27 protein-coding genes and 1 tRNA gene are annotated in these 25,394 nt (G+C 34.8%); 18 read left to right on the top strand and 10 right to left on the bottom strand.

What is annotated here, in order from left to right; genetic code table 11:
• Positions 1–302 precede the first annotated feature (302 nt).
• Positions 303–1,901: a hypothetical protein gene (locus tag ACRDEC_RS05425; protein WP_431497311.1), complete on the bottom strand. Its 1,599-nt coding sequence runs from the start codon at positions 1,899–1,901 to the stop codon at positions 303–305.
• A 123-nt stretch (positions 1,902–2,024) separates the two neighbouring features.
• Here ACRDEC_RS05425 and ACRDEC_RS05420 point away from each other — a divergent pair, with 123 nt between their 5' ends.
• From ACRDEC_RS05420 to ACRDEC_RS05400, 5 genes are all read left to right on the top strand, one after another.
• Positions 2,025–2,450 carry a PaaI family thioesterase gene (locus tag ACRDEC_RS05420; RefSeq protein ID WP_431497310.1) on the top strand — a complete coding sequence of 142 codons (426 nt, stop codon included), beginning with the start codon at positions 2,025–2,027 and terminating at the stop codon, positions 2,448–2,450.
• Positions 2,451–2,452: 2 nt separating this feature from the next.
• Positions 2,453–3,511 carry an isochorismate synthase gene (locus tag ACRDEC_RS05415; protein ID WP_431497309.1) on the top strand — a complete coding sequence of 353 codons (1,059 nt, stop codon included), beginning with the start codon at positions 2,453–2,455 and terminating at the stop codon, positions 3,509–3,511.
• Positions 3,512–3,513: 2 nt separating this feature from the next.
• Complete coding sequence (bshB1, locus tag ACRDEC_RS05410) at positions 3,514–4,230, top strand: bacillithiol biosynthesis deacetylase BshB1 (protein WP_431497314.1); 717 nt, start codon at positions 3,514–3,516, stop codon at positions 4,228–4,230.
• Between the two features lie 64 nt (positions 4,231–4,294).
• Positions 4,295–4,368, top strand: a tRNA-His gene (locus ACRDEC_RS05405).
• Positions 4,369–4,543: 175 nt separating this feature from the next.
• Positions 4,544–6,046 carry a S8 family peptidase gene (locus ACRDEC_RS05400; protein WP_431497308.1) on the top strand — a complete coding sequence of 501 codons (1,503 nt, stop codon included), beginning with the start codon at positions 4,544–4,546 and terminating at the stop codon, positions 6,044–6,046.
• 61 nt (positions 6,047–6,107) lie between these two features.
• On the opposite strand, the gene ACRDEC_RS05395 is transcribed toward ACRDEC_RS05400, so the two are convergent.
• From ACRDEC_RS05395 to ACRDEC_RS05380, 4 genes are all read right to left on the bottom strand, one after another.
• Complete coding sequence (locus ACRDEC_RS05395; protein WP_431497307.1) at positions 6,108–7,136, bottom strand: M28 family metallopeptidase; 1,029 nt, start codon at positions 7,134–7,136, stop codon at positions 6,108–6,110.
• A 71-nt stretch (positions 7,137–7,207) separates the two neighbouring features.
• Positions 7,208–8,167 carry a DUF3667 domain-containing protein gene (locus ACRDEC_RS05390; RefSeq protein WP_431497306.1) on the bottom strand — a complete coding sequence of 320 codons (960 nt, stop codon included), beginning with the start codon at positions 8,165–8,167 and terminating at the stop codon, positions 7,208–7,210.
• A 14-nt stretch (positions 8,168–8,181) separates the two neighbouring features.
• Positions 8,182–9,225: an RluA family pseudouridine synthase gene (locus ACRDEC_RS05385; RefSeq protein ID WP_431497305.1), complete on the bottom strand. Its 1,044-nt coding sequence runs from the start codon at positions 9,223–9,225 to the stop codon at positions 8,182–8,184.
• Positions 9,225–9,842: a PASTA domain-containing protein gene (locus ACRDEC_RS05380; protein WP_431497304.1), complete on the bottom strand. Its 618-nt coding sequence runs from the start codon at positions 9,840–9,842 to the stop codon at positions 9,225–9,227. The genes ACRDEC_RS05385 and ACRDEC_RS05380 overlap by 1 nt, the downstream gene beginning before the upstream one ends.
• Positions 9,843–10,027: 185 nt before the next feature.
• Between ACRDEC_RS05380 and ACRDEC_RS05375 the strand changes: the two genes are divergently transcribed.
• From ACRDEC_RS05375 to coaD, 3 genes are read left to right on the top strand one after another with little or no spacing between them, the layout of a single operon-like run.
• Positions 10,028–10,999, top strand: a complete 972-nt coding sequence (locus tag ACRDEC_RS05375; RefSeq protein ID WP_431497303.1) for a D-alanine--D-alanine ligase — start codon at positions 10,028–10,030, stop codon at positions 10,997–10,999.
• Positions 11,000–11,006: 7 nt separating this feature from the next.
• The gene (locus tag ACRDEC_RS05370; RefSeq protein ID WP_431497302.1) at positions 11,007–12,200 is read left to right on the top strand and encodes a tetratricopeptide repeat protein; all 1,194 of its coding nucleotides are present in this window, start codon (positions 11,007–11,009) and stop codon (positions 12,198–12,200) included.
• 4 nt (positions 12,201–12,204) lie between these two features.
• Entirely contained in the window at positions 12,205–12,672 is a 468-nt protein-coding gene (gene coaD, locus ACRDEC_RS05365; RefSeq protein ID WP_431497301.1) for a pantetheine-phosphate adenylyltransferase, read from the top strand.
• A gap of 31 nt (positions 12,673–12,703) precedes the next feature.
• On the opposite strand, the gene ACRDEC_RS05360 is transcribed toward coaD, so the two are convergent.
• On the bottom strand, positions 12,704–14,050 hold the full coding sequence (locus tag ACRDEC_RS05360; protein ID WP_431497300.1) for a DEAD/DEAH box helicase: 1,347 nt from the start codon (positions 14,048–14,050) through the stop codon (positions 12,704–12,706).
• A 127-nt stretch (positions 14,051–14,177) separates the two neighbouring features.
• Here ACRDEC_RS05360 and ACRDEC_RS05355 point away from each other — a divergent pair, with 127 nt between their 5' ends.
• Positions 14,178–15,908 (top strand): M14 family metallopeptidase, encoded by a 1,731-nt coding sequence (locus tag ACRDEC_RS05355; RefSeq protein WP_431497299.1) that lies wholly within the window; start codon positions 14,178–14,180, stop codon positions 15,906–15,908.
• Between the two features lie 9 nt (positions 15,909–15,917).
• On the opposite strand, the gene ACRDEC_RS05350 is transcribed toward ACRDEC_RS05355, so the two are convergent.
• Positions 15,918–16,520: an NUDIX hydrolase gene (locus tag ACRDEC_RS05350; RefSeq protein WP_431497298.1), complete on the bottom strand. Its 603-nt coding sequence runs from the start codon at positions 16,518–16,520 to the stop codon at positions 15,918–15,920.
• A 7-nt stretch (positions 16,521–16,527) separates the two neighbouring features.
• Here ACRDEC_RS05350 and pyrE point away from each other — a divergent pair, with 7 nt between their 5' ends.
• Positions 16,528–17,175, top strand: coding sequence for an orotate phosphoribosyltransferase (gene pyrE / locus ACRDEC_RS05345; RefSeq protein ID WP_431497297.1), 648 nt, complete (start codon positions 16,528–16,530; stop codon positions 17,173–17,175).
• Between the two features lie 55 nt (positions 17,176–17,230).
• Entirely contained in the window at positions 17,231–17,623 is a 393-nt protein-coding gene (locus ACRDEC_RS05340; protein ID WP_431497296.1) for an SRPBCC family protein, read from the top strand.
• Between the two features lie 54 nt (positions 17,624–17,677).
• On the opposite strand, the gene ACRDEC_RS05335 is transcribed toward ACRDEC_RS05340, so the two are convergent.
• Positions 17,678–18,409 carry a biotin--[acetyl-CoA-carboxylase] ligase gene (locus tag ACRDEC_RS05335; RefSeq protein ID WP_431497295.1) on the bottom strand — a complete coding sequence of 244 codons (732 nt, stop codon included), beginning with the start codon at positions 18,407–18,409 and terminating at the stop codon, positions 17,678–17,680.
• A gap of 97 nt (positions 18,410–18,506) precedes the next feature.
• Between ACRDEC_RS05335 and rsfS the strand changes: the two genes are divergently transcribed.
• The 7 genes from rsfS to ACRDEC_RS05300 all read left to right on the top strand — a co-directional run bounded on the left by rsfS (position 18,507) and on the right by ACRDEC_RS05300 (position 24,124).
• Positions 18,507–18,878, top strand: coding sequence for a ribosome silencing factor (gene rsfS / locus ACRDEC_RS05330; protein ID WP_135526448.1), 372 nt, complete (start codon positions 18,507–18,509; stop codon positions 18,876–18,878).
• Positions 18,879–18,889: 11 nt separating this feature from the next.
• On the top strand, positions 18,890–20,806 hold the full coding sequence (gene ftsH / locus ACRDEC_RS05325; RefSeq protein WP_431497294.1) for an ATP-dependent zinc metalloprotease FtsH: 1,917 nt from the start codon (positions 18,890–18,892) through the stop codon (positions 20,804–20,806).
• Positions 20,807–20,914: 108 nt separating this feature from the next.
• Positions 20,915–21,520 (top strand): lactate utilization protein B/C, encoded by a 606-nt coding sequence (locus tag ACRDEC_RS05320; RefSeq protein ID WP_431497293.1) that lies wholly within the window; start codon positions 20,915–20,917, stop codon positions 21,518–21,520.
• A 1-nt stretch (position 21,521) separates the two neighbouring features.
• Positions 21,522–22,328 (top strand): phosphatidate cytidylyltransferase, encoded by an 807-nt coding sequence (locus tag ACRDEC_RS05315; protein ID WP_431497292.1) that lies wholly within the window; start codon positions 21,522–21,524, stop codon positions 22,326–22,328.
• On the top strand, positions 22,318–22,968 hold the full coding sequence (locus ACRDEC_RS05310) for a phosphatidylserine decarboxylase family protein (RefSeq protein ID WP_431497291.1): 651 nt from the start codon (positions 22,318–22,320) through the stop codon (positions 22,966–22,968). The genes ACRDEC_RS05315 and ACRDEC_RS05310 overlap by 11 nt, the downstream gene beginning before the upstream one ends.
• Complete coding sequence (locus tag ACRDEC_RS05305; RefSeq protein WP_431497290.1) at positions 22,968–23,243, top strand: acyl-CoA-binding protein; 276 nt, start codon at positions 22,968–22,970, stop codon at positions 23,241–23,243. Before ACRDEC_RS05310 ends, ACRDEC_RS05305 begins: the two co-directional genes overlap by 1 nt.
• On the top strand, positions 23,240–24,124 hold the full coding sequence (locus ACRDEC_RS05300; RefSeq protein WP_431497289.1) for a superoxide dismutase: 885 nt from the start codon (positions 23,240–23,242) through the stop codon (positions 24,122–24,124). Before ACRDEC_RS05305 ends, ACRDEC_RS05300 begins: the two co-directional genes overlap by 4 nt.
• Positions 24,125–24,197: 73 nt before the next feature.
• On the opposite strand, the gene lgt is transcribed toward ACRDEC_RS05300, so the two are convergent.
• Together lgt and yidD are read right to left on the bottom strand one after the other, a co-directional pair.
• The gene (gene lgt, locus ACRDEC_RS05295) at positions 24,198–25,133 is read right to left on the bottom strand and encodes a prolipoprotein diacylglyceryl transferase (protein ID WP_431497288.1); all 936 of its coding nucleotides are present in this window, start codon (positions 25,131–25,133) and stop codon (positions 24,198–24,200) included.
• A gap of 33 nt (positions 25,134–25,166) precedes the next feature.
• Positions 25,167–25,394: a membrane protein insertion efficiency factor YidD gene (yidD, locus tag ACRDEC_RS05290; protein ID WP_431497287.1), complete on the bottom strand. Its 228-nt coding sequence runs from the start codon at positions 25,392–25,394 to the stop codon at positions 25,167–25,169.

The following is a 25,394-nucleotide window of genomic DNA, read 5'->3' as shown; positions in this document are numbered from 1 at the left end:
AAAAAAACAAACAGAAAATTTTACCACAGAAGTTGTGGTAAAATTTTTGTTTTAAAAAAAATACCACAACTTCTGTGGTAAAAAAATAGTATTGAAAAAAATACCACAAACACGAAATTTTTTTCTGAAGTATAAATAGTTTATCATATACAATAAATCACTATGCTTTTGTTTAAGCATTGCACAAAGTCGGGAGACTTTGCAGCAGCGGGGAAAGAAACAAAATAAGAGCTATAAACAAAAACAGCACAAAATCATTTCAAAAGCAATGACTTTGTGCTGTATATTATTAAGAGTACTACTTACGGCGTTACCACATAAGCCCCAACTTCCGGAGGAGAAGCAGTCCTAGGTTTGCCATCAGCATCAGTAGGAACAATAATAGCAGCATCCCCTTTACCTATGGCAGAAGATCCTGCAAGAATATGCAAATCATTCTTCGATGAATTCTTAAACTTAGGATCATTCGGACTGATGTAGTTGCTGATAACATTATTATTAGGATTAGCAGGAGTATCAGCAAAATCGTATAACGGATTACTTGCAAACTGATTTCCCGTATCATTAAATTTAATCAAGGAATGATGTATGTTATAATTGAATACAGTAGGAGCAGGGCCTGTTTTTTGCACAATCCCTATTTCAATATTGTTAGGGCCAAAAACGATACAATTGGCAAAATTAGCCTGATCTAAATTAGCAACAAAGAGTGTAGTGCCATCAAAAAAGGAATTATCAAGTAAAACAGTAGGGGATTGTCTGGAACTTCCGGTCCAGTAATTGGTAAAAGTACAATGTTTAAAATCGTAACTTCCGCCAAGAGTACAAGCTAGCGCATACTGACCAGCTTTATTGATGACAATATTCTCTCCGTTTATCTTACCGGTTCTGGACAGTATTCCTACGTTGGCAGAATTATAAATCTGAGTGTTTTTAATCTGTACAGTTGTAGCATCCTGCCCTTGAATAAAAATTCCAACCGAAGAATTCTTAATAGTAGCATGGTTGAAAATATTATTAGTACTTCCCTGAGTCAATAAGATAGTACCCCATTGTCCGGGAGTATCGGAAAAACCCGGCTCTAGTCTGTCACCTTCAAAAATAACTTCATTTTCCAAATCCTCAGTGGTAGAAGCCTCTCCGTTTACCTGAATGCTTCCGGTATTAGCCACAATAATCCCCGCCTGATCGTGAAAATGAATTCTGGCCCCTTTATCAATGACAAGAACTTCATTCGGCGGAACCGCTGCATAGCCATATATCACATAAGGTTTGGCATTGGTAAAATGCAATTCATCTCCGTTAACCGGATCAGTATGACTAAGGAAAAAACCGTAAATTGTATTAGCAGGATCAGACCCTATCTGAAGATGCTCATAAATATAACCTCCATTACCATCCGGTGTTCTTTCAGGGTACAGAAATACGGCATCTTTTATCAGCGTAACCAAATCTACTTTTTGTTGCAGGGAACCGCTGTCAAAAAGGATCTGATCGGTATAGAGCATATCTGCCGGATTAGCATCGGCAATGTCCGCTGTTTCTTCTATAAAAACAAACAAACTGTCATGAGCCAGCAACTCTACATTTTCAAAGAATTTACCATCACCTATATTATCAGGATCGTTTCCGTCCTGTCCGGTCATTCCGTCTACCATAATACGGTATTTGGAATTAGCACCTTTCCCTAATGCAATGCTTGGAATAGTAATATCGTCTCCACTTCGGTTGTACACTTTTAGCATATAAGTACTGGAACCCACATTGGTAAAAACGGTGTCAAGATACACAGTCGATTTGGAGAATTCCAGTTGTCCTCTGCTTGGAACAGTATCAAAATCTTTTCTGCAGGAAACCAATGATAAGGCAAAAACAAAAAAGAATAGGAAGGTATAGCGCATTTTGGTTTGATTTTTTTGATAAAAATAAGGAAAAATGTATTAACGGGCTAATTTGTTTTTTATTCTGTAATTCAAAAAGAAGTAATTCTAATTTTTGTAAATTTGGAAGTCAAAAAATGAAATATGACTTTGAATAAAGAAGAGATTCTAAACCAGTTTAATACCATGTGTCAAAATACCTTGATGCAAACACTCCAAATAGAATTTATTGACGTAGGTCCTGACTTTCTGGTAGCTAAAATGCCGGTAAACTCATCAGTCCACCAACCAATGGGATTGTTGCATGGCGGAGCTACCGTGGCATTAGCCGAAAGTGTAGGAAGTGCTGCTTCAATACTTTTTATCGACAGGGAAAATGAAGAAGTCCGCGGCATTGAGATTTCAGCTAACCACGTAAAAAGCAAACGTGCAGGAGAAGTTTTCGCTACAGCAAAAATGATTCACAAGGGAAGACTGGTACATTTATGGGAAATTAAGATTGTAGATGAACAAGGAGTGATGATTTCTCTCTGTAAGCTGACAAATATCGTTTTACCGTTAAAAAAATAGTTATGAACTCACTTTTTGATAAAGTTAACCAACATAAAAAGCAGCAGCTGCCTTTTGTTTTGTACCGAAAACCAAATTCCAAAACGGTTGTTGGCCTTTTTCAGGAAAATGACCATATATATTTCTCCAAAGATTTCCATGAAAGAGGCTTTATTTTTGCGCCGTTCCGGAATGATGATGTTATTGTTTTCCCTTTAGAATTGTCGCATGTGAAATTTGCTGCACCGCATCTGGTAAGTCCCGGTGATGATGATGCACCAGAAACACTGGCGAATCCTTCTGAAAAGGAAGATTTTATGAATTTGGTCCAAAAAGGGATTGACAGCATCAACAAAGGTATTTTTACCAAAGTAGTGTTGTCCAGAACAGAAACAGTGGCTTTGCATGAATTTGATTTGGAAACTGTTTTCGAAAGAATGCTGCAATATTATGCAACGGCTTTTTGTTATTGCTGGTTTCACCCAAAAGTAGGCATGTGGATGGGCGCTACTCCGGAGAAGCTGCTGTATGCCAAAGAAAATAAGTTTACTACTATGGCCTTAGCCGGAACACAGGCATTTCAAGGGAATGATGTTGTTTTTTGGCAAAATAAAGAAAGGGAAGAACAGGAATTTGTAACCCATTTTATAATAGAAAACCTCAAAGGAATTACCTCAGAAATGACGGTTTCCAGCCCTTATACAACCAGAGCAGGCAGTCTGTTGCATCTTAAAACGGATATTGAAGGAGTTTTAAGTTCAGATTCCAACTTAAAGAAGGTAGTAGATATTTTGCACCCAACACCTGCTGTCTGCGGTCAGCCGAAGTTATTAGCCAAAGATTTTATTGTGAATAATGAAGGCTACGACAGGGAATATTATACGGGTTTTCTGGGCGAATTAAACCATGATTTTAATACTAATGAATCTGCTTCCGATTTCTATGTCAATCTTAGATGCATGAAATTGGAAAAGGAGAAAGCCCACCTCTATATTGGCTGCGGAATTACAAAAAACAGCAACCCCGAAGCAGAGTGGGTAGAGACAATGAATAAATCGAAAATAATGAAACGAATATTATAATGATGAAACTAGATATACTTGCTTTTGGAGCACATCCGGATGATGTTGAACTGGGTTGTGCCGCCACAATTGCCAAAGAGATTTCATTAGGGAAATCTGTCGGGATTATAGACTTAACCAGAGGAGAATTAGGTACCCGTGGTTCAGCGGAAATTAGAGACTCAGAAGCGCAAAACGCTGCCAGAATTCTTAAGATTGCAGTAAGGGAGAACCTGAATTTCAGGGATGGGTTTTTCAGGAACAACGAAAAACATCAATTGGAAGTTATCCGAATAATTAGAAAATACCGACCTGAAATTGTTCTTTGTAATGCAATTGAAGACAGGCATATTGACCATGGGAAAGGGAGCAAACTGGTATCCGATTCCTGCTTTTTATCCGGATTATTAAAAATAGAAACCAGTTTAAACGGTGAGATACAGGAACCTTGGCGTCCAAAAATGGTTTACCATTACATACAATGGAAGAACATTGAACCTGATTTTGTGGTGGATGTTACTGGTTTTATGGATAGTAAAATGGAAGCAATCTTAGCGTATGATTCTCAATTTTACAATCCGAAGGCCAACGAACCTGAAACCCCTATAACTTCTAAAAACTTCCTGGATAGTGTAAAATACCGCGCACAGGATTTGGGAAGGTTAATTGGTGCTGAATACGCTGAAGGTTTTACTGCTGAAAGGTATTTGGCAGTCAATAGTTTAGATGATTTGAGGTAATTTTTTTCTTTTTTTCTTTGCAGAATTCAACTTTTAGAATATCTTTGCACTCGTTAAATAAATGGTGGTTGTAGCTCAGCTGGTTAGAGTATTGGTTTGTGGTGCCGAGGGTCGCCGGTTCGAACCCGGTCAGCCACCCTAAATAACGTAAAAGCTCCGAAGTAATTCGGAGCTTTTTTTGCTTTATACTTTTGTGGTTTTCCCGTCATGCCAATTAAATTTAAATTCTGCTGAATTTTAATTGTCTAAAAATCAATAGGATATTAATTATTTTTTATAAATTAGTAAGAATAATCTTAAAAAATAATTAACCATGACAAAAAAACTGTTAAAATTATCAATTTTTGCTATGCTTGTTTTCGCTTCTTGCTCTAAAGACAATGTTGCCGAACAGGAAATCGTAATTGATGCAGCCCAAGAAAACCCTTTAACTCCTCAGGAAATTAATGGTAAAATGAATGAAGCCCTAAACACGAAGGGATCATTCAACTGGAAGGAATCTACAAACCATTTGCTTTGGAGCGCCATTGTACAAGGCCAAAACATCGCAACTATAGGGTTTGGAGATTCAAAAAATGATTATGACAGAAGTAAATCTGCCAATAATCAAAAGATTCAAAAAGAACTCACTGACATACTGCTGAAATATGAAGGAGAAAGTGTAAATAAGATACTTATTTCTTCAGATGCTTATCTAAACTTAATGGACGTTGTCATCAAAAAACAGGAAACGGTAATCGCTCTAAGAAGAAGCAAATACATCCGGTATATCGAACCTGCCGATTACAGATATATGGCATCCTCTTCAACTGAAAGATCCGACTCCAGTTCAAGTTCAGGTTGTGGATATGACGCTGAAGCATTAAGTACCTCCGATTATACAACAGTAACTCCAAACGCTAAAGTCCCTTGGGCATTTTACCAGCATAATATTCCTTCAGCATGGAATTACAGCACAGGAAGAGGAATAACCATTGGTATTGTAGATACGGGAGTTTCTCCAAACCAGAGTTTATTAGGTTCCAGCTTTAATGATGGAGCATCAACTGGCAGAACTATTCAGAAATACGGAACTTATGTTGATTCTATTTGGCCTTGGAGTACTTCTACTGACGGACCAAATGATCAATGCGGGCACGGTACCAGTATGGCTTCTGTGGCTTCTGCACCTAGAAATGATAACGGATTGCCGGTTGGTGTTGCCTACAATGCCAATGTTGTAACGTATCGCGCCGCTGCCAATGTTGTGGTTGAAGGCTATCATGAACAGAATGGTGTAAAAAACGCTTTTACTGCTTTAGCTAATAGAAGTGATGTGAGAATTATTTCAATGTCTATGGGACATATTTTTTCTGTAGGTAAAATCGAAGATGGCGTTAAATATGCCTACAGCAAAGGAAAATTGATTTTTTGTGCTGGAGGAACTTCCACTAGTTTTACGAACTTTGTAGGAGTAATATTCCCGGCTTGGATGGCTGAAACTGTTGCTGTAACCGGGGTTAAAGAAGGTGCTATGCAGAAATGTGATGTTTGTCATTCAGGAAGTAAAATTGAATTTACAGTTGTCATGCAGAGAGCTTCTTCAGGAAATACGGTTCCAGTGAATAATTACAATGATAATCAAACGGATTATGTGGGCGGGTCATCGGTTGCAACTGCGACATCAGCAGGAATAGCTGCTTTGGTTTGGGCCAAAAACCCATCATGGACCAGAGAACAGGTGTTGACTAAAATGCGCCAATCTGCAAGTTTGTATCCTAACAAGAATTCAGAATACGGGTATGGAAATGTTAATGCTTATTTAGCGGTTCAATAATGTAAAAAGTAAAAGGGGGAGATCAAATTTGATTTCCCCCTTTTTATACGTTTGAAATAAGTTAATTCCCTGATTTATCCACTACAGGTCTGTCCTTTCTGTTCGCCAGTTCCCAGGCAATAGCGAAGGCAAGTTTTGTTCTTTTAGCCAAAGCTCCAAATTCTATTTTATCCACTTCGTCTGAAGGCTGATGGTAATCTGCATGAACACCATTAAATAAAAATACGGAAGGTATATTGTGTTTGGCAAAGTTATAATGGTCAGAACGATAATAAAAACGGTTCGGATCATTGCGATCGTTGTATTTATAATCTAATTTAATATCGACATATTTTTTGTTTGCTTCTTCACAAGCTTTGAATAAATCGGTAGAAAGATAATCGGAACCAATTAAGTAGACATAATTATTAGAATCTTTATGAAGATCGTCACGTCTGCCAATCATATCAATATTAATGTCAGCAACAGTTTTAGATAATGGAAATAAAGGGTGTTCTGTGTAATATCTGGAACCATGTAAGCCATGTTCTTCACCTGTTACATGTAGAAAAAGAATGGAACGTTTCGGCCCGAAGCCATCGTTTTTTGCTTGCTGAAAAGCTTGTGCGATTTCCAGTAAAGCCACTGTTCCCGAACCATCATCATCGGCACCGTTGTAGATTTCCCCATTTTTCATCCCTACGTGGTCATAGTGAGCTGAAACCACCAAAATCTCTTCCGGTTTTTCAGAACCTTCTATAAAAGCCCAAATGTTTTCAGAATCTTCAAGCTTTTCGCCGTGTTCTTTATTCATGAATTCAGCAGGAACTCTTTGGTAGTAATCAGTTGCTCCTTTTGGGAAGGAAATTCCATTATTTTTGTAAGCTTCAATAAGGTATTGTCCTGCTTTTTTCTGGCCTTTTGAGCCTGTTTCCCGGCCTTCCATTTCATCAGAAGCAACAACATATAAGTGCGTTTTCAGCTCATCAGCAGAAATAGAATTTACATATTTTGTTACATCAGCTGTTGATTTTGCTACTGCGTCTTTTTTTGTTGAACAGCTGTTCAGCGAAATGGCAGCAATAGCAAATAGAATAATTTTACTTTTCATAGAATAGGTATTGTTGAACGAATATAGCCAATACTGGTTTATATCCAAATTATATGGGATTTAATTAACATTTAATGTACGCTTAATATGCTGTAGGCTAACAAAAGAATTAAAAAAAGTCCCATAAAAATAAAATTGATAAATAATATGAAACTGGATTTTATTCTTGAAACAAGTTTGCTTTCCCGATAAAATCGACTATGTGATCGAAAGAAGTAAAATATACACCAGAAAAATATAATGGTTCCTAAAAGAGGAATTATATCTTCTGTGGCAATAACATTTTCAACAAAACCAAGAATCCAACAAAGCAGCGTAAATACGGTAAACGATAGTAAAATCATTGAAAAATAATGCAAAGTAAAAACACCGTGCTCATAATAATACCAACGTTTTTTATTATGGAATAACCAAATTGTAAACGCAAAAAGCGGCATAAATAAGAAAATTACCTTTGGTAAGTTATGGGATATGGATTCTGTAAATTTTTCTTTGAATTCTTCGCGGGTATTGTGTTCATTTATGGCAGCAATTTTTCGTCCTATCCAAATTTCAACACCTCTGGCTTTCTCTTCTTCAGGAAGTGTTTTTTGAATGGAGTCAAAAGCAGCTACAGACTTAAAGCGGCCTATTATTTTTTGAGATGAACTTTTTATTTCTGTCACCGAGGTATCCTTTGCACCAGCTTTTACTGTTTCCTCTTTATTATTTTCAGATGTGGATAATACGGAAAGTAGAAAAAAAGTAATAAAACTTATGAAAATATAAAGCTTAACCGGTTGAACATAAGCTTGCCGTTTTCCTGAAAGATACTCATTGGTTAATTTAGCCGGATAGAAAAGCAGGTATTTTATGGTTTTCCAAAAGGATCCTTCGTAATGTGTGAAATCTTCAAAAAAATGAGTAAAAAGGAAATGGAAAGATTCCTTAGTATGCTTATTTTCCTGTCCGCAATTAGGACAAAATCTTTTTTCAACTACATGATGGCAGTTAAGGCAGGTCATGTCATTACGTAAAGCGTGTTTTCCCATGCTATAGCATTATATTAATCTTCTTCTTCTTCTAAACTGTTTGATTTTGAATAGCTTCGCCATTTTTCAATACATTCTTTTATGTCCTGAGGTAATTCGGTGTCAAAACGCATAAATTCCTTGGTTACCGGATGTTCAAATCCAAGTGTTTTAGCATGTAAGGCCTGGCGTGGTAATATTTTGAAGCAATTTTCGATAAACTGCTTGTATTTTGTAAAAGTGGTCCCTTTCAAAATTAAGTGACCTCCATATCGCTCATCATTGAATAGGGGATGACCAATATGCTTCATATGTGCCCTGATTTGATGGGTCCTACCAGTTTCAAGAATACAGGAAACGACGGTTATATACCCAAAACGTTCCAAAACTTTATAATGTGTAACTGCCGGTTTTCCTATTTCAGGATCGGCAAAAACAGCCATTTGCATTCTGTCTTTTAAATGTCTGGCTAAATTTCCTTCAATTGTTCCTTCGTCATTTTGAATATTTCCCCAAACAATGGCAACATATTCTCTTTCTGAGGTTTTTTCTTCAAATTGTTTGGCCAGATGCGTCATGGCCTGCTCAGTTTTAGCAATGACTAAAAGCCCAGTCGTATCTTTGTCAATTCGATGTACTAAGCCGGGACGCTCACTGCTGTTCATTGGTAAATTTTCAAAATGATAAGCTAACGCATTGACCAATGTTCCGGTGTAATTTCCATGACCCGGATGCACAACTAATCCTGCCGGTTTGTTTATAAGTAATAAGGAATCATCTTCATAAACAATATCTAAAGGGATGTTTTCCGGATCAACTCTATTTTCAAAAGGCGGATGCGAAAGCATTACCTTAATTTCGTCAAAAGGCTTTACTTTATAATTTGATTTTACGGGAACGCCATTGGCAAAAATATTGCCTCTTTCGGCTGCCTGCTGTATTTTATTCCGGGTTGCATTTTCAACCAGTTGCATCAAAAATTTATCTACACGTAAAATAGACTGCCCTTTTGCAGCAATAAAACGGAAATGTTCAAATAATTCTTCGTCTAAATCCTGATCTAAATTTGGGTTACTCATTAGTGTGAATTACTTGTTGAATCTGTAGGTTCGTTATTCTGTTCGTTAAGGTCATCTTCATTAAAACCTATTTTTCCATCGCCTAAAATCAAATCTACTTTAGACATTTTTAAAACCTGCTGGCCTGGTTTTATTGATTTTCCATTCAATTTCATTTCCAGAACCATGTCTTTAGCTAAATTAGGTACATAGCTTGTATCGCCCACTTCAAGGCCTAATGCAGTTAGCGTTGGAACCGCCTGACGGTATGTTTTCTGAATCAAATCAGGTATGCGTACTTTTGCATAACCCGTTGAGTTTATTTTGACATAAATTACACGGTTTTTCTTCACTTTTGCTCCCGGATTCGGATCTTGCTGTACAATTGACAGTTTCGGAAATGCAGCATTATAATCAACTGTATCTAGTAATTCATAATCTAAATTAAGCTCATCAAGCTTGTCTTCAGCTTGTTCAAGTGTCATTTTACTTAAGTTGGGCACAATAATTTCCTGACCGTGATTTGTGGTAAAACCTATCCAATACATAAAAAGGAAAAGGGATGCACATACAATAAGCAATGCTAAAAGCAACTGCTTGACAAACGTAAAACTTAATAGAAATTTTTGTAAACTCATAAAATATCATTTATTGCAAAGATATAAAAATTGTAATGTGGTTTCATTTCAAAAAAAATGATAATTTTGTTTAACAAAAGCTTTTTTAGGAGCTTTTTCCTGCTTTCGCCTTTATCTCTTCACTTCGTTTCGAGGATATCGGCTCTATCAGGGCTAAAATAGAATACAAAAACCAAATTACCTTTATGAAAAATATCGCCATTATCATGGGAGGCTACTCCAGCGAATATAAAATCTCATTAACCAGCGGAAACGTTGTGTATCAAAACTTAGACAGCTCAAAATACAAAGGATACAGAATCCATATTTTTAAGGAAAAATGGGTATATGTAGATGATAATGACAATGAATTTCCAATTGATAAAAATGACTTCTCGGTAACAGTAAACGGAAATAAAATTATTTTCGACACTGCTTTCAATGCTATTCACGGAACTCCCGGCGAAGACGGTTTAATGCAGGCTTATTTTGAATTGCTAGGGATCAGACAAACTTCCTGCGATTATTATCAAGCAGCGTTAACTTTCAATAAAAGGGATTTACTTTCCGTTTTAAAACCGTACGGGATAAAAACAGCCACTTCTTTTTATCTGAATCAGGGAGATGAGATTCGTCAGGATGAAATTTTAAGTAAAGTTGGTCTGCCTTGTTTTGTAAAACCGAATAAATCAGGCTCAAGCTTTGGAATTTCAAAAGTAAAAACAAAAGAAGAATTTCTGCCGGCTATAGAAGTAGCGTATAAAGAAGACAATGAAATTATCATCGAAAGTTTTCTTGATGGGACAGAGGTTTCAGTAGGTGTGATTAATTACAAAGGAAAAGTGATTGTTTTACCTATAACTGAAATTGTTTCTGAAAATGATTTTTTTGATTATGAAGCTAAATATTTAGGTAAATCCCAAGAAATTACGCCAGCCCGAATTTCAGATGAGATGACTCAAAAAGTAAGTGAAATTGCTAAGAAAGCCTATGAGGTTCTTAAAATGAGCGGTTTTTCAAGAAGTGAGTTTATTATCGTTAACGATGAGCCTCATATGCTCGAAATGAATACGATTCCCGGACTAACAACTGAAAGCTTAATTCCGCAGCAAGCTCGTGAAGCAGGAATTTCATTAACTGATTTGTTTACCAATGCTATTGAGTTATCACTTTCATAATAAAGCAATGAAAAAACACTTATTCCTTTGCGTCTTATTTATTTTGAGTTCTATTTTATATGGACAAAATAATGCAAAAAAAATAGCCGAATCCAATTCCTTAGTTAAGGAAAAAAAATACGAATCTGCTTTTCAGGTATTGGATAAGTTGGATCCTAAAAATGATAATCCGGAGATTTTTCTTTTAAAACAGGATATTGTTTTAAACTACTTCGTTACAAGTTTATCGCATAAAATGTTTTCCCTGAAAGACATTAAACCGGATGAAGACATAATGGATTATAGAAGAAGTGACAGTTCTTCAAGCGCAATGGTTAATTTTGATATTGAAGCGTCATTAGAAAAATTAATCAAGAATAATCCCAAAAATTATAAGCTATGTAAAAGTCTGGCCGACTATTATTACGATGCTTTCCTCAAATACGGAGGCCGTTGGCTTAAAAGTGACGAGGAATTAAAAGGATTGATTAAAAAAAATTATGAAATCGCCATTCAAAATAATGCAGGCGATTATATGTCTCATTATTCATTGGGGTATTTGTATATTTTGGATGAAAAATACAAGGAATCAATCCCCTATTTTTTAAAATCAATTGAACTAAATAGTACTTATCCAACGTCTGCCTACAATGTATCTATTGCTTACATGTATATAAATGATTTAGAAAACGCATTGAAGTATGCTGTAAAATCATATGAATTATACACAGATGAAGATTATAAGAGCGATGCAGCCAGAATAGCAAGCCAAATGTGTTTTGAATTGAAAGATATTGATAATGCTATTAAATATATAAATTTAGCGGATAAAAATGCTCCAAAAAACTACTACAACATAAAACTAATGTTGGAACTTTATTTGGTAAAAAAAGATCCGAAATTAGACGAAGCAACTGTCACTTTTTTTAATCTTGCCCCTTCCAATCCAACAACATATAACGATTTAAAGAAACTTTTTTATAAGTATGAAATGGGGGACAAGCTCCTATTGTTTTTAAACCAGCAAAAGGTAAAAACAGGTTATGATGATAAAGTTTTAGGAAGTATTTATTTTTATTTGGCGACTATGTATGTAGATAAAGATAAAAAATTAGTAGCGGAAAATGCATCACAGGCAAAAAATCATTTTGGCAAAATTTTCGAAAAAGACCATCAGGTTTTCAGTTTAATTGATGAATTAATAAAAAATTCAGGAAAATAATTTTATGAGAAAAGCAGTATTCCCCGGTTCATTCGATCCTTTGACCTTAGGACATTTGGATATTATCAAAAGAAGTATCCCTCTTTTTGATGAAATTGTGATTGCTATCGGCGTCAATGCCGAAAAAAAATACATGTTTTCCCTTGAAGAACGCAAAGAATTTATAGAAGAAACGTTTAAGGACGAACCTTCAGTTTCAGTAATTACTTATGAAGGACTCACAATCGAATTATGTAAAAAACTAGGTGCCGAATTTATTTTACGTGGTCTTCGCAATCCGGCTGATTTCGAATTTGAAAAAGCCATTGCACATACCAACAGAAGATTATCTAAAATAGAAACAATATTTTTACTGACTGCGGCAGATACTTCCTATATAAGTTCCAGTATTGTTCGTGATGTAATTAGAAATGGCGGGGATTACAAAGTGCTTGTTCCTTCGGCTGTTAAGATAAAAAGTTCGAAAAAATAGACCATTTAAAAAATCTAAATGGTCTATAAATTTATTCTTCTTCTTTCTTGATTACTTTTCTGGCGATTTCAATTTTAAATTTTTTGCCTTTCATTTTTTCATCCCGAATGTTATGAAGCAAATCCTTTACTTTTTTTGATTTCACAGCCGCGAAAGAAATAAAATCTTTTACTTCAATTAACCCTAAATCTCCTTTTTCCAATTTTCCTTTTTGGGAAAAGAAGCCTACAATATCAATTTTGTTCAGCTTGGTTTTTTTACCTCCGCTAATGTAAATAGTCTGGAAGGCAGGTGCTTTTGGTAATGAAGTTGAATGTTCTACGCTCAGGGTTTTCATCCCGTAATCTATATAGTCTAATTTTTTTTCACTTTCGTGAATGATAATATAAGCAGTTCCTGAAGCCATCATTCTGGCTGTTCGGCCATTTCTATGTGTAAACTCGTCTTCTTTAAACGGCAAATGGTAATGAATTACATGTTTCATTTCGGGAATGTCTAATCCGCGGGCGGCAAGATCAGTTGTGATTAGATAACTGATACTTCCGTTTCTGAATTGAATCAGAGCACGTTCCCGTTCGTCCTGATCCATTCCGCCATGATAATAAGTAGCGTAAATCCCTTTTTCGGTCAAAACATCGCTGATTCTTTCAGCAGCATCACGGTGATTACAAAAAATAATAGCCGATTCTGATTTTAGAGAACATATCAGGTTAAATAAGCTTCCTATTTTGTCTTTTTCTTTTGAAATGACCATTTGCATTGAAAGATTTGTTTTTTCTTCTTCCGTGGGAATAAAATCTAAAATAGTCGGATTGACAACTCTGGTGTATTTAGGAATTTCAACATCTGAAGTAGCAGAAACCAAAACACGCTTGTTTACTTTCGGTAATCGTCCAATAATAAAAGACATTTGTTCATGGAAGCCCAATTGCAGTGATTTGTCAAATTCGTCAAGAATCAGCATTTCAATTGTATCAGTTTTGAAGGTTTCTCTATCAATATGGTCGGCAATTCTTCCAGGAGTTCCTATCAAAACGGCTGGTGGATTACTCAAATTCCTGATTTCGGTGTCAATAGCATGTCCGCCATAACAAACATTTACTTTGTAATTGGTACCCATTTTTTTCCAGACCTGCTCAATCTGTAAGCCTAACTCTCTTGAAGGTACTAAAATTAAGCATTGAACACCGGAAGTATCTTCTTGCAGCATTTCAAAAACAGGCAATAAGAAAGCCAGCGTTTTTCCTGATCCGGTTGGCGAAAGCAATAATACATTGTTGTCGTTTAAAATAGTGTCCTGTGCAGTTTCCTGCATTTCGTTTAGGCTTTCGATGCCTAAATTGAGCAATATATTATTGGAATGGTGATTATTATTCATTCGGCAAAGGTAAAATGAATTATGAGTTATGTGTTATGAATTGTAATTTTTTAGAAAATCAATTTCAAAACAGGCACTCAGTTTTAAAATAATTATATTTGAATGCTATTTTTTCAACTCTTTTATTATGAAATTTTTTACTTTTTTATTTTCATTCCTTTCTATTACTGTTTTGGCACAAACCAATGCTAAATACGCTACTTTTTTCGAAAAAGGAAATGGCAATCAATCTGCCGTTTATAAAGAAGCAATTTCATATTATAAAATGCTTGCGAAAAACTTCCAGTCCATAAAAATAGAGCAAATGGGACTTACAGATAGCGGAGAACCATTGCATATGGTGACTTTCAATCCGGATAAAAACTTTGATTTTAGTGTTATTCAAAAAAACAAGGCAATTATTTTAATCAATAATGGTATTCATGCCGGAGAACCGGATGGTATTGATGCCACTATGATGTTCTTTCGCGATTTGGCTACAGCCAAAATAAAAATTCCTAAGAATACTGTAATTGTAACCATTCCTGTTTATAATATTGATGGAGCTTTAAACAGAAATTCAACATCCCGTGTCAATCAAAACGGACCTGAAGATTATGGTTTCCGCGGAAACGGCAGAAATTTCGATCTGAACAGGGATTTTATAAAAGCAGATACCCGAAATACGAGAAGTTTTGTTGAAATTTTCCACAAACTTAATCCGGATGTTTTTATTGACAATCATGTCAGCAATGGAGCCGATTATCAGTATTCATTGACTTATATTCAAACACAGCATAATAAACTGGGAACCGAATTAGGGAATTTCATGAATGAAAAAATGACTCCTGAAATTGTAGCCGATTTAAAAAACAAAAAAATAGAATCAACACCTTACGTTAATGTTTGGGACGGAACACCTGAAAAAGGATTTCCGCAATTTGTCGATTCACCAAGATATGCAACAGGATATACTTCACTTTTTAATTCTATGGGGTATGTGGTCGAAACACATATGCTGAAAGAGTATTCAAAAAGAGTTTATGCTACGTATGAATTTATGGTAAGCACCTTGAAATACGTTGATGAAAATGTAAAAACAATAAAAAGCATAAAAGAAAAAAATGCCGGTCAATTTAAAACGAATTCTAAATATCCTATCGAATGGGAATTGGATTCAACAAAAGTTACTAAAATGAATTTTCTGGGTTATGAAGGAGGTTACAAAGAAAGTGATGTTACTACCGGAAGCCGTTTGTTTTATAACGAAACCAAACCATACAATAAGCCAATTAATTTTTATTCTGGTTATAAGCCAACTAAAGAAATTGTAATTCCCGAAGCGTATATTATTCCGAAAGCACAGTGGGAAGTAATTGATTTGCTAAAATGGAATGGCTGTAAATTTACTGTTTTGAAAAAAGACAGTGTAATGGAAGTCGAAACATATAGAATCGAAGATTTCAAGACAGGAGCAACGGCTTATGAAGGGCATTATCTGCATAGAAATACAAAAGTTTCAAAATCAGTTAAAAAAGTACAGTTCTTCAAAGGTGATTATGTGTTTTCAACGTCACAAAACGCAGTGAAATATATAGTTGAAACTCTCGAACCGGAAGCAGTTGATTCTTTTTTTAATTGGAATTTCTTCGATACGATTCTACAGCAAAAGGAAGGGTACTCAGATTATGTTTTTGAGGATTTAGCAGCTAAATTTTTATCTGAAAATCCAGTAATCAAAGCTGAATTTGAAGAAAAGAAAAAATCAGACAAGGCTTTTGCAGACAATCCTTCTGCGCAATTGGATTGGGTGTATAAAAACTCACCCTATTACGAAAAAGCACATTTGCAATATCCGGTGTATCGAATTACAAAATAAAAAAAACTCCTATTTTTGGAGTTTTTCTTCTTGGAATAATAATTTTATGTTCTCATACGAGTTTTTGAGCGCTTCTGTAACTTGTTCAGGATTCAGCCAGGCTACTTTTTCAATTCCTTCTTCAATCTGACCTGTTGGGGTTCCTTCAAATTTAGTATGCATTTCAAACCAATGTGTCACTTTTAGTTTATAAACTCCATTTCGCTTAAAAACATGGTAGGTTTTTTGTAATTTATCCGTGATTGTGAGTTTATTTACGCCGGTTTCTTCTTCAACTTCTCTTATGGCTGTGTCTTCGATTTCTTCTCCTTTTTCGGTCCCGCCTTTTGGTAAATCCCATTTTCCGTTTCTAAAAATAAAAAGGACCTCTCCTTTTTTGTTGTATACTAATCCACCACCGGCTTTGCTAACAGGGATTTTGGCTTTTAGGGTCTTCATAATCTCTTTCTCATCAGGATGATACAGGTAGGCCTTCTGAATTTTATTCTGAAAGAAATTAATTATTAACTGTTTGATATCGGCACTTTCCAATAAGAAAAATTTGAAATCAGTTTCTTTTTTGATTTCATTTGTAAGGAAAAGTGGCTTGTCGTTCACAAAAACTTTATACATTTGTACTATGATTTTTAATAAAGATACAGCTAGTCAAACTGCCGAATTGCTTTTACAAATAAATGCAATTAAATTGAATTCTAAAAATCCTTTTACATGGGCATCCGGTTGGAAGTCTCCCATTTATTGTGATAATAGGATAATTCTTTCATTTCCTGCGATTAGGAATTACATTCGTGATGAATTTGCCAAAAATATCGAAAAGCAATTTGGAAAACCCGATGTTATTGCCGGTGTTGCCACTGGAGCGATTGGTATTGGCATACTTGTTGCAGAGTCACTAGGGCTTCCATTTGTGTATGTAAGGCCTGAAGCTAAAAAACATGGGCGATTGAATCAAGTGGAAGGGTTTTTGCAAAAGGGACAAAATGTAGTTGTAGTTGAGGATTTGATAAGTACCGGAAACAGTAGTTTACTTGCGGTTGAGGCTTTAAGAAATGAAGGAGCCAATATCAAAGGTATGGCTGCAGTCTTTACTTATGGATTCCAAGTTGCGGAGGATAATTTTGCTAAAGCTAAAGTAGATTTATTTACTTTAAGCAATTATGAAAACCTATTGGAATTGGCTGTAACCAAAGAATATATAACCGAAGCAGAACAGGAATTGTTGCAGCAATGGAAAAAAAGCCCGTCTGAATGGAATATTGAAGTTTAAAATCTTCAATTAGTTCACCTAAAATTTAAAAAAATCTAATAATCTATACAAAATAATGAATTTAGAAAGTCAAAAAATTACTGTTCAAAAATCAGCAGAATATATTTTTAACGAATTATCTCAAGTTAAGAATTTTGAAAAATTAATGCCGGATACGATTGCAAAATTTGAAGTTCTTGACGAAAATGCCTTTATTTTCGGTTTAAAAGGAATGCCGGAAATCAAATTGAAAATGAAAGAAAAAGTACCGACAAGCAAAATAATACTTGGTGCTGCTTCTGATAAACTGCCTTTTACTTTAACGGCAAATATCAATGAGAACTCAGCAGATTCTACAGATGTTCAATTGCTTTTTGATGGTGAATTTAATGCGATGATGGCCATGATGATAAAAGGACCAATCAGTAAATTTATTGAGACTTTAGCTGAAAATATGCATAAATTGTAAACAGTCCATAGTTTATAAAATAATGAAACCTTCTTGAGAAATCAGGAAGGTTTTTTAGTATATCATAGTCACTTCTTTAATTCCAAATTGTTTTACACTGTCGTCTTCCAACAGAATCTCGAGCTTCCCATCCGAATTAACCCTTTGAATAAGCCCCATAAATTTAATTGAATTTTGATCTTCGAAAACAGTTGGACTATCTTTTCGGAATAAATTTGCGGTGTATTTTTTCCATAAAAATTCGGTTTCGTTATTCCTGATTTTTTCAACATTGGTTTGAATTTCACTGACAATACTTTCAAGAAGGCTTTCAATGTCAAAATCCAGATTCATATGGTTTTTTAAAGAGGAGGCTTTTGGCAGATTTTCGAAATTTGTCTGGTTTACATTTAACCCGATTCCGACAATTGAATCGATTCTGCCATTTTCTTTGATGCTGTTTTCAATCAGTATGCCAGCAATTTTTTTATTTTCTGCCATAATGTCGTTAGGCCATTTGATAAATAAATGTGGAATTTTATATTTTTTTAAAGCCCCAATAATAGCTAAAGCTACTGCAATATTTAAAACAAAAATACCTTCAATAGAAGTTAAGGTGTCACGTATTAAAATGCTGGTTATTAGATTTTTGCCTCTTTCTGTTTGCCATGAAGATCCCATTTGCCCTTTGCCTTTTGTCTGTGAATTGGCAGTCACGATAGTGAAGTTTTCCATGTTTTGAGTTTGTGACAAACCTTTCAAAAAATCATTGGTAGAATCTATGGCATCGAGTTTGATTACTTTCATGTGTCGGATTTTGAAACTATATAGAAGTATCTTAATTTTATCTTCAAAATAAAGACAAAAAACAATAACTTTGTAAAAAATATTTTTTAAGAAATAAATGGCGAAAAAAGCAATAAGTAATGATATTTTGTTAGCAAATATCATAAAAGGAATTGAAGAAGTAAAAGGTAACGATATAGATATTCTGGATTTAAGAGAATTGGAGAATACAGTATGCGACTATTTTGTAATTTGTAATGGAAATTCAAATACTCAAGTAAACGCAATTGTAAATTCAGTTCAAAAAGTAGTTTCAAAAGAACTTAAAGACAAACCTTGGCATGTGGAAGGATCAGATGTTGCAGATTGGGTTTTAATGGATTATGTTCATATTGTTGTGCATGTTTTTCAAAAACATATTCGTGAATATTATAACATTGAAAGTCTTTGGGGTGATGCAAAAATCACATCTATTGAAAACAAATATTAAATAAAGTATCTATGTCACAAGAGACCAAACAAAATAATTTTAAATTTAATCCGTGGTGGATTTACGGGGTTATTGCAGCAATCTTCTTAGCAATGTGGATTTCGGGGCAATCCCGTTGGGTTGAACCAACAAAAACTACCGTGTCTAAATTTTACGAATACTTGGATTCAAATCAGGTTGAAAAAGTTGTTGTTTATAATAAAAAAACAGCAGAAGTTTTCTTGAGAAAAGAAGCCTTAAAGTTAAAATCCCACAAAGACGTTCCTAAAGAAGATTTATTGCGTAACCCTAATGCAGGGCCTCACTATACTTTGGAAATTGGTAATGACGAGATTTTTCAAAATAAATTGGACGAAGCAAAAAAGAATAAAAAGCTCGTTTCTTACGATTATAAAACATCAAGTGACTGGACGGATTTAATAGGGTTTCTTCCTATTATCCTTTTATTAGGATTCTGGTTCTTTATGATGCGACGCATGTCAAGCGGCAGTGGAGGCGGAGGCGGACAGATTTTCAGTATTGGAAAATCGAAAGCCAAACTCTTTGATGAAAAAACGGATGTAAAAACAACGTTTAAAGATGTTGCCGGTCTTGAAGGAGCAAAAGAAGAGATTCAGGAAATTGTTGAGTTTCTTAAAAACCCACAAAAATATACCAATCTTGGTGGTAAAATTCCTAAAGGGGCTTTACTTGTAGGACCTCCGGGAACAGGAAAAACATTATTGGCTAAAGCTGTTGCAGGAGAAGCACAAGTACCTTTCTTTTCCCTTTCAGGTTCTGATTTTGTTGAAATGTTTGTTGGAGTAGGAGCATCACGCGTTCGAGATTTGTTTAAGCAGGCAAAAGAAAAATCACCAGCCATTATTTTTATTGATGAAATTGATGCTGTTGGTCGTGCTCGTGGGAAAAACAATTTTTCAGGATCAAACGATGAACGTGAAAATACGCTGAATCAATTGCTGACCGAGATGGATGGTTTTGGTACAAACTCAAATGTTATTGTTCTTGCAGCCACAAACAGAGCAGATGTACTGGATAAGGCATTAATGAGAGCTGGTCGTTTTGATCGTCAGATTTATGTTGATTTACCGGACATTAGAGAGCGTAAGGCAATATTTGAAGTGCATTTGGCGCCGCTTAAAAAAGTAGAAAATCTGGATACTGATTTCCTTGCGAAACAAACACCGGGATTTTCGGGAGCTGATATTGCTAATGTTTGCAATGAAGCAGCTTTAATTGCTGCCAGAAATAACAAAGAAGCAGTTGATAAACAAGATTTTCTTGATGCAGTTGACAGGATTGTAGGCGGATTAGAGAAGAAAAATAAAATTATCACTCCGGAAGAAAAGAAAGCAATTGCGATACACGAAGCCGGACACGCCACTGTGAGCTGGATGCTGGAACATGCTGCACCGCTTATTAAAGTAACTATTGTGCCTCGTGGACAAAGTTTAGGAGCTGCTTGGTATTTGCCGGAAGAACGCCAAATTGTTCGTCCTAATCAAATGCTGGACGAGATGTGCGCCACTATGGGTGGTCGTGCTGCGGAGAAAGTTATTTTTGATAACATTTCGACAGGAGCATTGAGTGATTTGGAAAAAGTTACAAAACAGGCCCGTGCAATGGTTACCGTTTACGGTTTAAATGACAAGCTTGGAAATGTTACTTATTACGATTCATCAGGGCAAACTGACTATAATTTTTCAAAACCATATTCTGAAGAAACTGCCAGAACAATTGATCAGGAAATTTCAATCTTAATTGAGTCACAGTATCAAAGAGCGATTAAGATTTTGAATGAAAACAAAGACAAGCTAAATAAACTGGCTGACATCTTAATTGAAAAAGAAGTTATTTTTAAGGATGATTTGGAAACAATCTTTGGTAAACGTCCGTTTGACCAAGTTTCTCCAGCTGAAATTGTTTAAAACTTAGTTAATAAAATACGTAAAAATCTTAATCTGAATGACAATTTAGGTTAAGATTTTTTTACCTTTGATAGGTAAAGAGTAATTACCCTTAGTTTACTACTGTATATGAGTATTTTCAAAAAAATATTTGGTTCAAGTAGCGATGCGTCAAACGATGCTAGCGAAAGCGAATACAATCCGTTTCATGATTTGCATTCCCAACTTCCCGTTGATGAACAGTTTACTCATAATTTCAAGAAAAACGGAGGTAAGTTTTTATATTGTGAAAATTTAGCTGAGTTAAATGAGCAATTTGAAAATATCTTGGAAGAAAATGATTGGTTCGAATCGGAAGCTTTGTGTTTAGAGCCTAGATTGTTTAAAATGCTTGAAGGAAATAATATTTCTTTTCAAAAACCGGCAAATCCTAAATTTCTTTTAGCAAGTTGCGAAAATCTAATTGCTGAAGAAGGTTCTGTTTTATTTTCATCAAATCAAATCAAACAAAACAAGCCAAACGAATTACCTGACAGTATTATACTTCTTGCTACAACAAGTCAGATTATTTTGAGCAAAAGCGATGGTTTAAGAGAAATTAAAAAGCGCTATACTACTGATTACCCTACAAATATAACAACCATTAAATACTTTGAAAAGGTAAAAGAAGAAGATTTTTTACATTATGGAAGTTCCCAAAAGAACCTGTATTTATTGCTGTTAGAAGATTTATAAAATGAATGAGACTCTAATACGTTCATTGTCTGGTTTAGTTTTTATATCAGTTCTACTGTTAGCTACACTATTTTCCCCAGAATCTTACCTGTTGCTTTTCGGATTATGTTTGCTGCAGACCGTTAGGGAATTTTGTAATTTAATTCAATTGCCTAAAGCCCCGGCTTTGCTGATTTCGGCACTATTGTATGTCTTGTTTGCCGTATTTTCAACTTCAAATGATTTTATTGACTTCGGATTGGTTTTAGCTTCAATAGCAGTACTGATAAGCTTAATTTTTTGGCTGTTTTCAAATAAGAATTCAGGAACTGATAATCAGGCAAAATGGGTTAAACTTATCGGATATATTATTCTGCCATTTATCATTATTGCTAAAATTCCAATGTTAACGGACAATTATATTCCTTCAATAATTATTGGTATCTTTATACTGATTTGGACGAATGATACTTTTGCTTATGTTGTTGGAAAAAGTATAGGAAAAAACAAGTTATTTGAGCGTATTTCACCAAAAAAAACGATTGAAGGTTTTATTGGCGGATTACTATTTGCAGTTTTAGCTGGAATTTTGATCGCCATATTTTATGTTGAGCGATCCGTTTTTGTTTGGATTATAACCGCAATCTGTGTTAGTTTTTTAGGCACTATTGGGGATTTGGTAGAATCAAAGTTCAAACGTATGGCAAATGTCAAAGACAGTGGAAACATTATGCCGGGTCATGGCGGTATGTTGGATAGATTAGACAGTATTATATTTGTAGCACCATTTTTATTTTTATTTTATAAAATTTTAGTTTATGTTTCATAAAGAAGGATCGAAAATTATTTTAATAGCAAGCGTTTTGTTTGTTGCAGCTATCCTCTTAGGAGGAGAATTCATTGATATTGCTTGGTTAAGGTTAGGAGTACAGCTTTTAGCATTGTTCTTTTATCTGATGATTTTGCAATTTTTCAGAAATCCTAACCGTACAATTGCTGAAAACGATAATGTTATCGTTGCTCCTGTTGATGGTAATGTAGTGGTTATTGAAGAAGTGTATGAAGCAGAATATTTTAAAGACAAACGTTTACAGGTTTCTATTTTTATGTCACCTATTAATGTGCATGTTACTCGTTATGCTGTTTCAGGATTAGTGAAATACAGCAAATACCATCCGGGGAAATACCTGGTTGCATGGCATCCTAAAGCAAGTACCGAAAATGAACGTACTACAGTTGTTATTGAGAATAGCGTTTTTGGAGAAATTATGTACAGACAAATTGCGGGTGCGTTAGCAAAACGTATCGTAAATTATGCTGAAGAAGGAACTCAGGTTGTTCAGGGAACGGATGCAGGATTTATAAAATTTGGTTCAAGAGTAGATTTGTACCTGCCTTTAGGAACCAAAGTAAATGTAAGTTTAAAAGAAAAAGCATTAGGAAATAAAACCATTATTGCTGTAAAATAATGCCTGAAAAAGATTTAGATACATTATTTAAAGAAGCATTTGAGAAAGCTTCAAATATGGAACAGGACTCATTGCCACAAGATGTCATGTTACGTATTTATGCTTACTACAAACAGGCGACTTTTGGCTCTTTAAGTAGTATTAATTATTCTAATCTTGACGTGAGAGATGCTTTCAAAAATAACGCATGGCTTCAAGTGAGTCATATACCCGAAAATGAAGCAAAACGCCGTTATATCGATTTAATAAACGAAATCCTAAATAATAATTTATGAAATCTAACCAGCTATTTATTACCGCTGTAGTATTGTCAGCAATGGTTTCATGTAAGAAAGATACGCTTCATGAAGTGGTTGATGTGCCTGCAACTCCTATTGTGGCTGTGAAGCAAAAAGGAGGGAAGCCTACTGATGTAAAAGCAGCTGAAGGCGTATTTCCTATCATTGAATTACCATACGGTTACAATGCATTAGAGCCAAATTTTGATGCCTTAACTACCGAGATTCATTACTCAAAACATCTTTTAGGTTACGTAAACAGTTTGAACAAATCAATTGTTGGGACAAAATATGAGATATTAGAACTGGATGCAATATTAAAAAATCTAAATGCATCCGATGCAGTTGTTAGGAATAATGCAGGAGCAGTTTACAACCATAACTTCTTTTTTGAAGGTATTGGGCCTGGCAGTGGTAAAGAACCTGAGGGAGCTTTGCTGGAATCAATTAATAAAGATTTTGGCTCTTTTGAAGAATTTAGAAATCAATTTACCGAGACATCATTGCGATTTGTAGGAGCTGGCTGGACTTGGCTGGTTTCTGACAAGACAGGAAAATTGAAAATTGTAAATACTGCAAATAATGATAATCCTTTAATGAAAAATTTAGGGATTACAAGTGTTCCTATCATGAATTTGGATTTATGGGAACATGCTTATTACTTGAAATTTCAAAATAGAAAAAGAGAATACGTAAATACATTTTTTAGTGTTATTAATTGGGATAAAATCGAAAAAAGATACGATGCTTTCCCTAAATCTGCCCGTTCTTCTTCTGTAATAAGTACCGAAACAGAATCAGTTGAAGGAAGTGTTCCAGTTGAAACAACACCAGTTGTAACTCCAAAGCCAAAACCTGAAGAAAAAGCCGGAGAATAATTATCTCTTATAAATTATATAAAAAAACCATTCGTTTGGCGAATGGTTTTTTTTATAGTGTTAAGTTTGAATTTTAATTAACAACCTTTTTGGCTCTGAAAATAAAATATAAACCAGCCAGAACAAAAGGAATACTTAACCATTGTCCGGTTGTTAATAATCCTAAAACGTTCTCGAAACCACCTTGGCTTTCTTTAACAGATTCCACAAGGATTCGTATAGAAAATAAAGTAACTAAGAACATCCCGAAAATATAGCCTTCCTTTAAACGAGCATTGGTTTTCCAATATAAAAAGAATAACAAAGCAAATACAAAAACATAACCAAAAGCTTCATAAAGCTGTGCAGGATGTCTAAAAGGTATTTGGTTGAAAATTTCTAAATGATTTGGGTCAGTTTCAATGAGTTTAAAAGCTTGATTTTCATTATTTGTCTGAGTAATCTGCAATATGTTTTTATCGGCCCAGAAATCATCTTCTCTAACGAATTTGACAGCATAAAAATGGTCTCCTGATGTTACAGGGCCATAAATTTCGGAATTGAAAAAATTACCTAAACGCACAAAAATTGCACCACTGGCAACAGGAATCACAACTCTGTCTAAAATCCATAAATAAGATCTTTTAAGTATTTTAGTTTTATAAAAATACATCGCTACGATAACTAATATTGCGGCACCATGACTGGCTAATCCTTGAAATCCTGTAAATTTAAACTCAGGATTGAATCTAAACGGTAAAAAGACACTTAAAGGGTCTTGAAGAAAAAGTTCCGGCTGATAAAAAATTACATGGCCTAATCTGGCTCCTGCCAAAATAGATATAACCATATAAATAAATAAACTATCCAGTTTTTCTATCGGTTCGCCTTCTCTTTTGAAAATAGGCTTCATTAAAGCCCAGCCCAGAGTAAAGGCTACGACAAACATTAAACTATAAAAATGAAGTGTAAAAGAACCTATTTGTATTCCTTCAGAAGGATTCCAAATAATGCTTAAAAAATGTGTCATTTGTTTTATATAATTTTTTTCTTAGAATTAGTATTATGGTACGGGATCGTATCCGCTTTTACCCCATGGATGACAACTTAAAATTCTTTTGGCGCCTAAAAATCCTCCATATACCAGTCCGTGTTTTTGCAAGGCCTCAATTGTGTATTGTGAGCAAGTCGGGGTATATCTGCAAGCAGCAGGCATTATAGGTGAAAGGACTATTTGATAAAACCTCACCAACAATACAAACGGCCATATGAGAATCTTTTTTAAACTCAA

It is taken from the genome of Flavobacterium sp. (genome assembly GCF_050696275.1).
Taxonomy (GTDB): domain Bacteria; phylum Bacteroidota; class Bacteroidia; order Flavobacteriales; family Flavobacteriaceae; genus Flavobacterium.
Note: the sequence above shows the minus strand (reverse complement) of the source record. Positions and strands in the feature narration are given on the sequence as shown.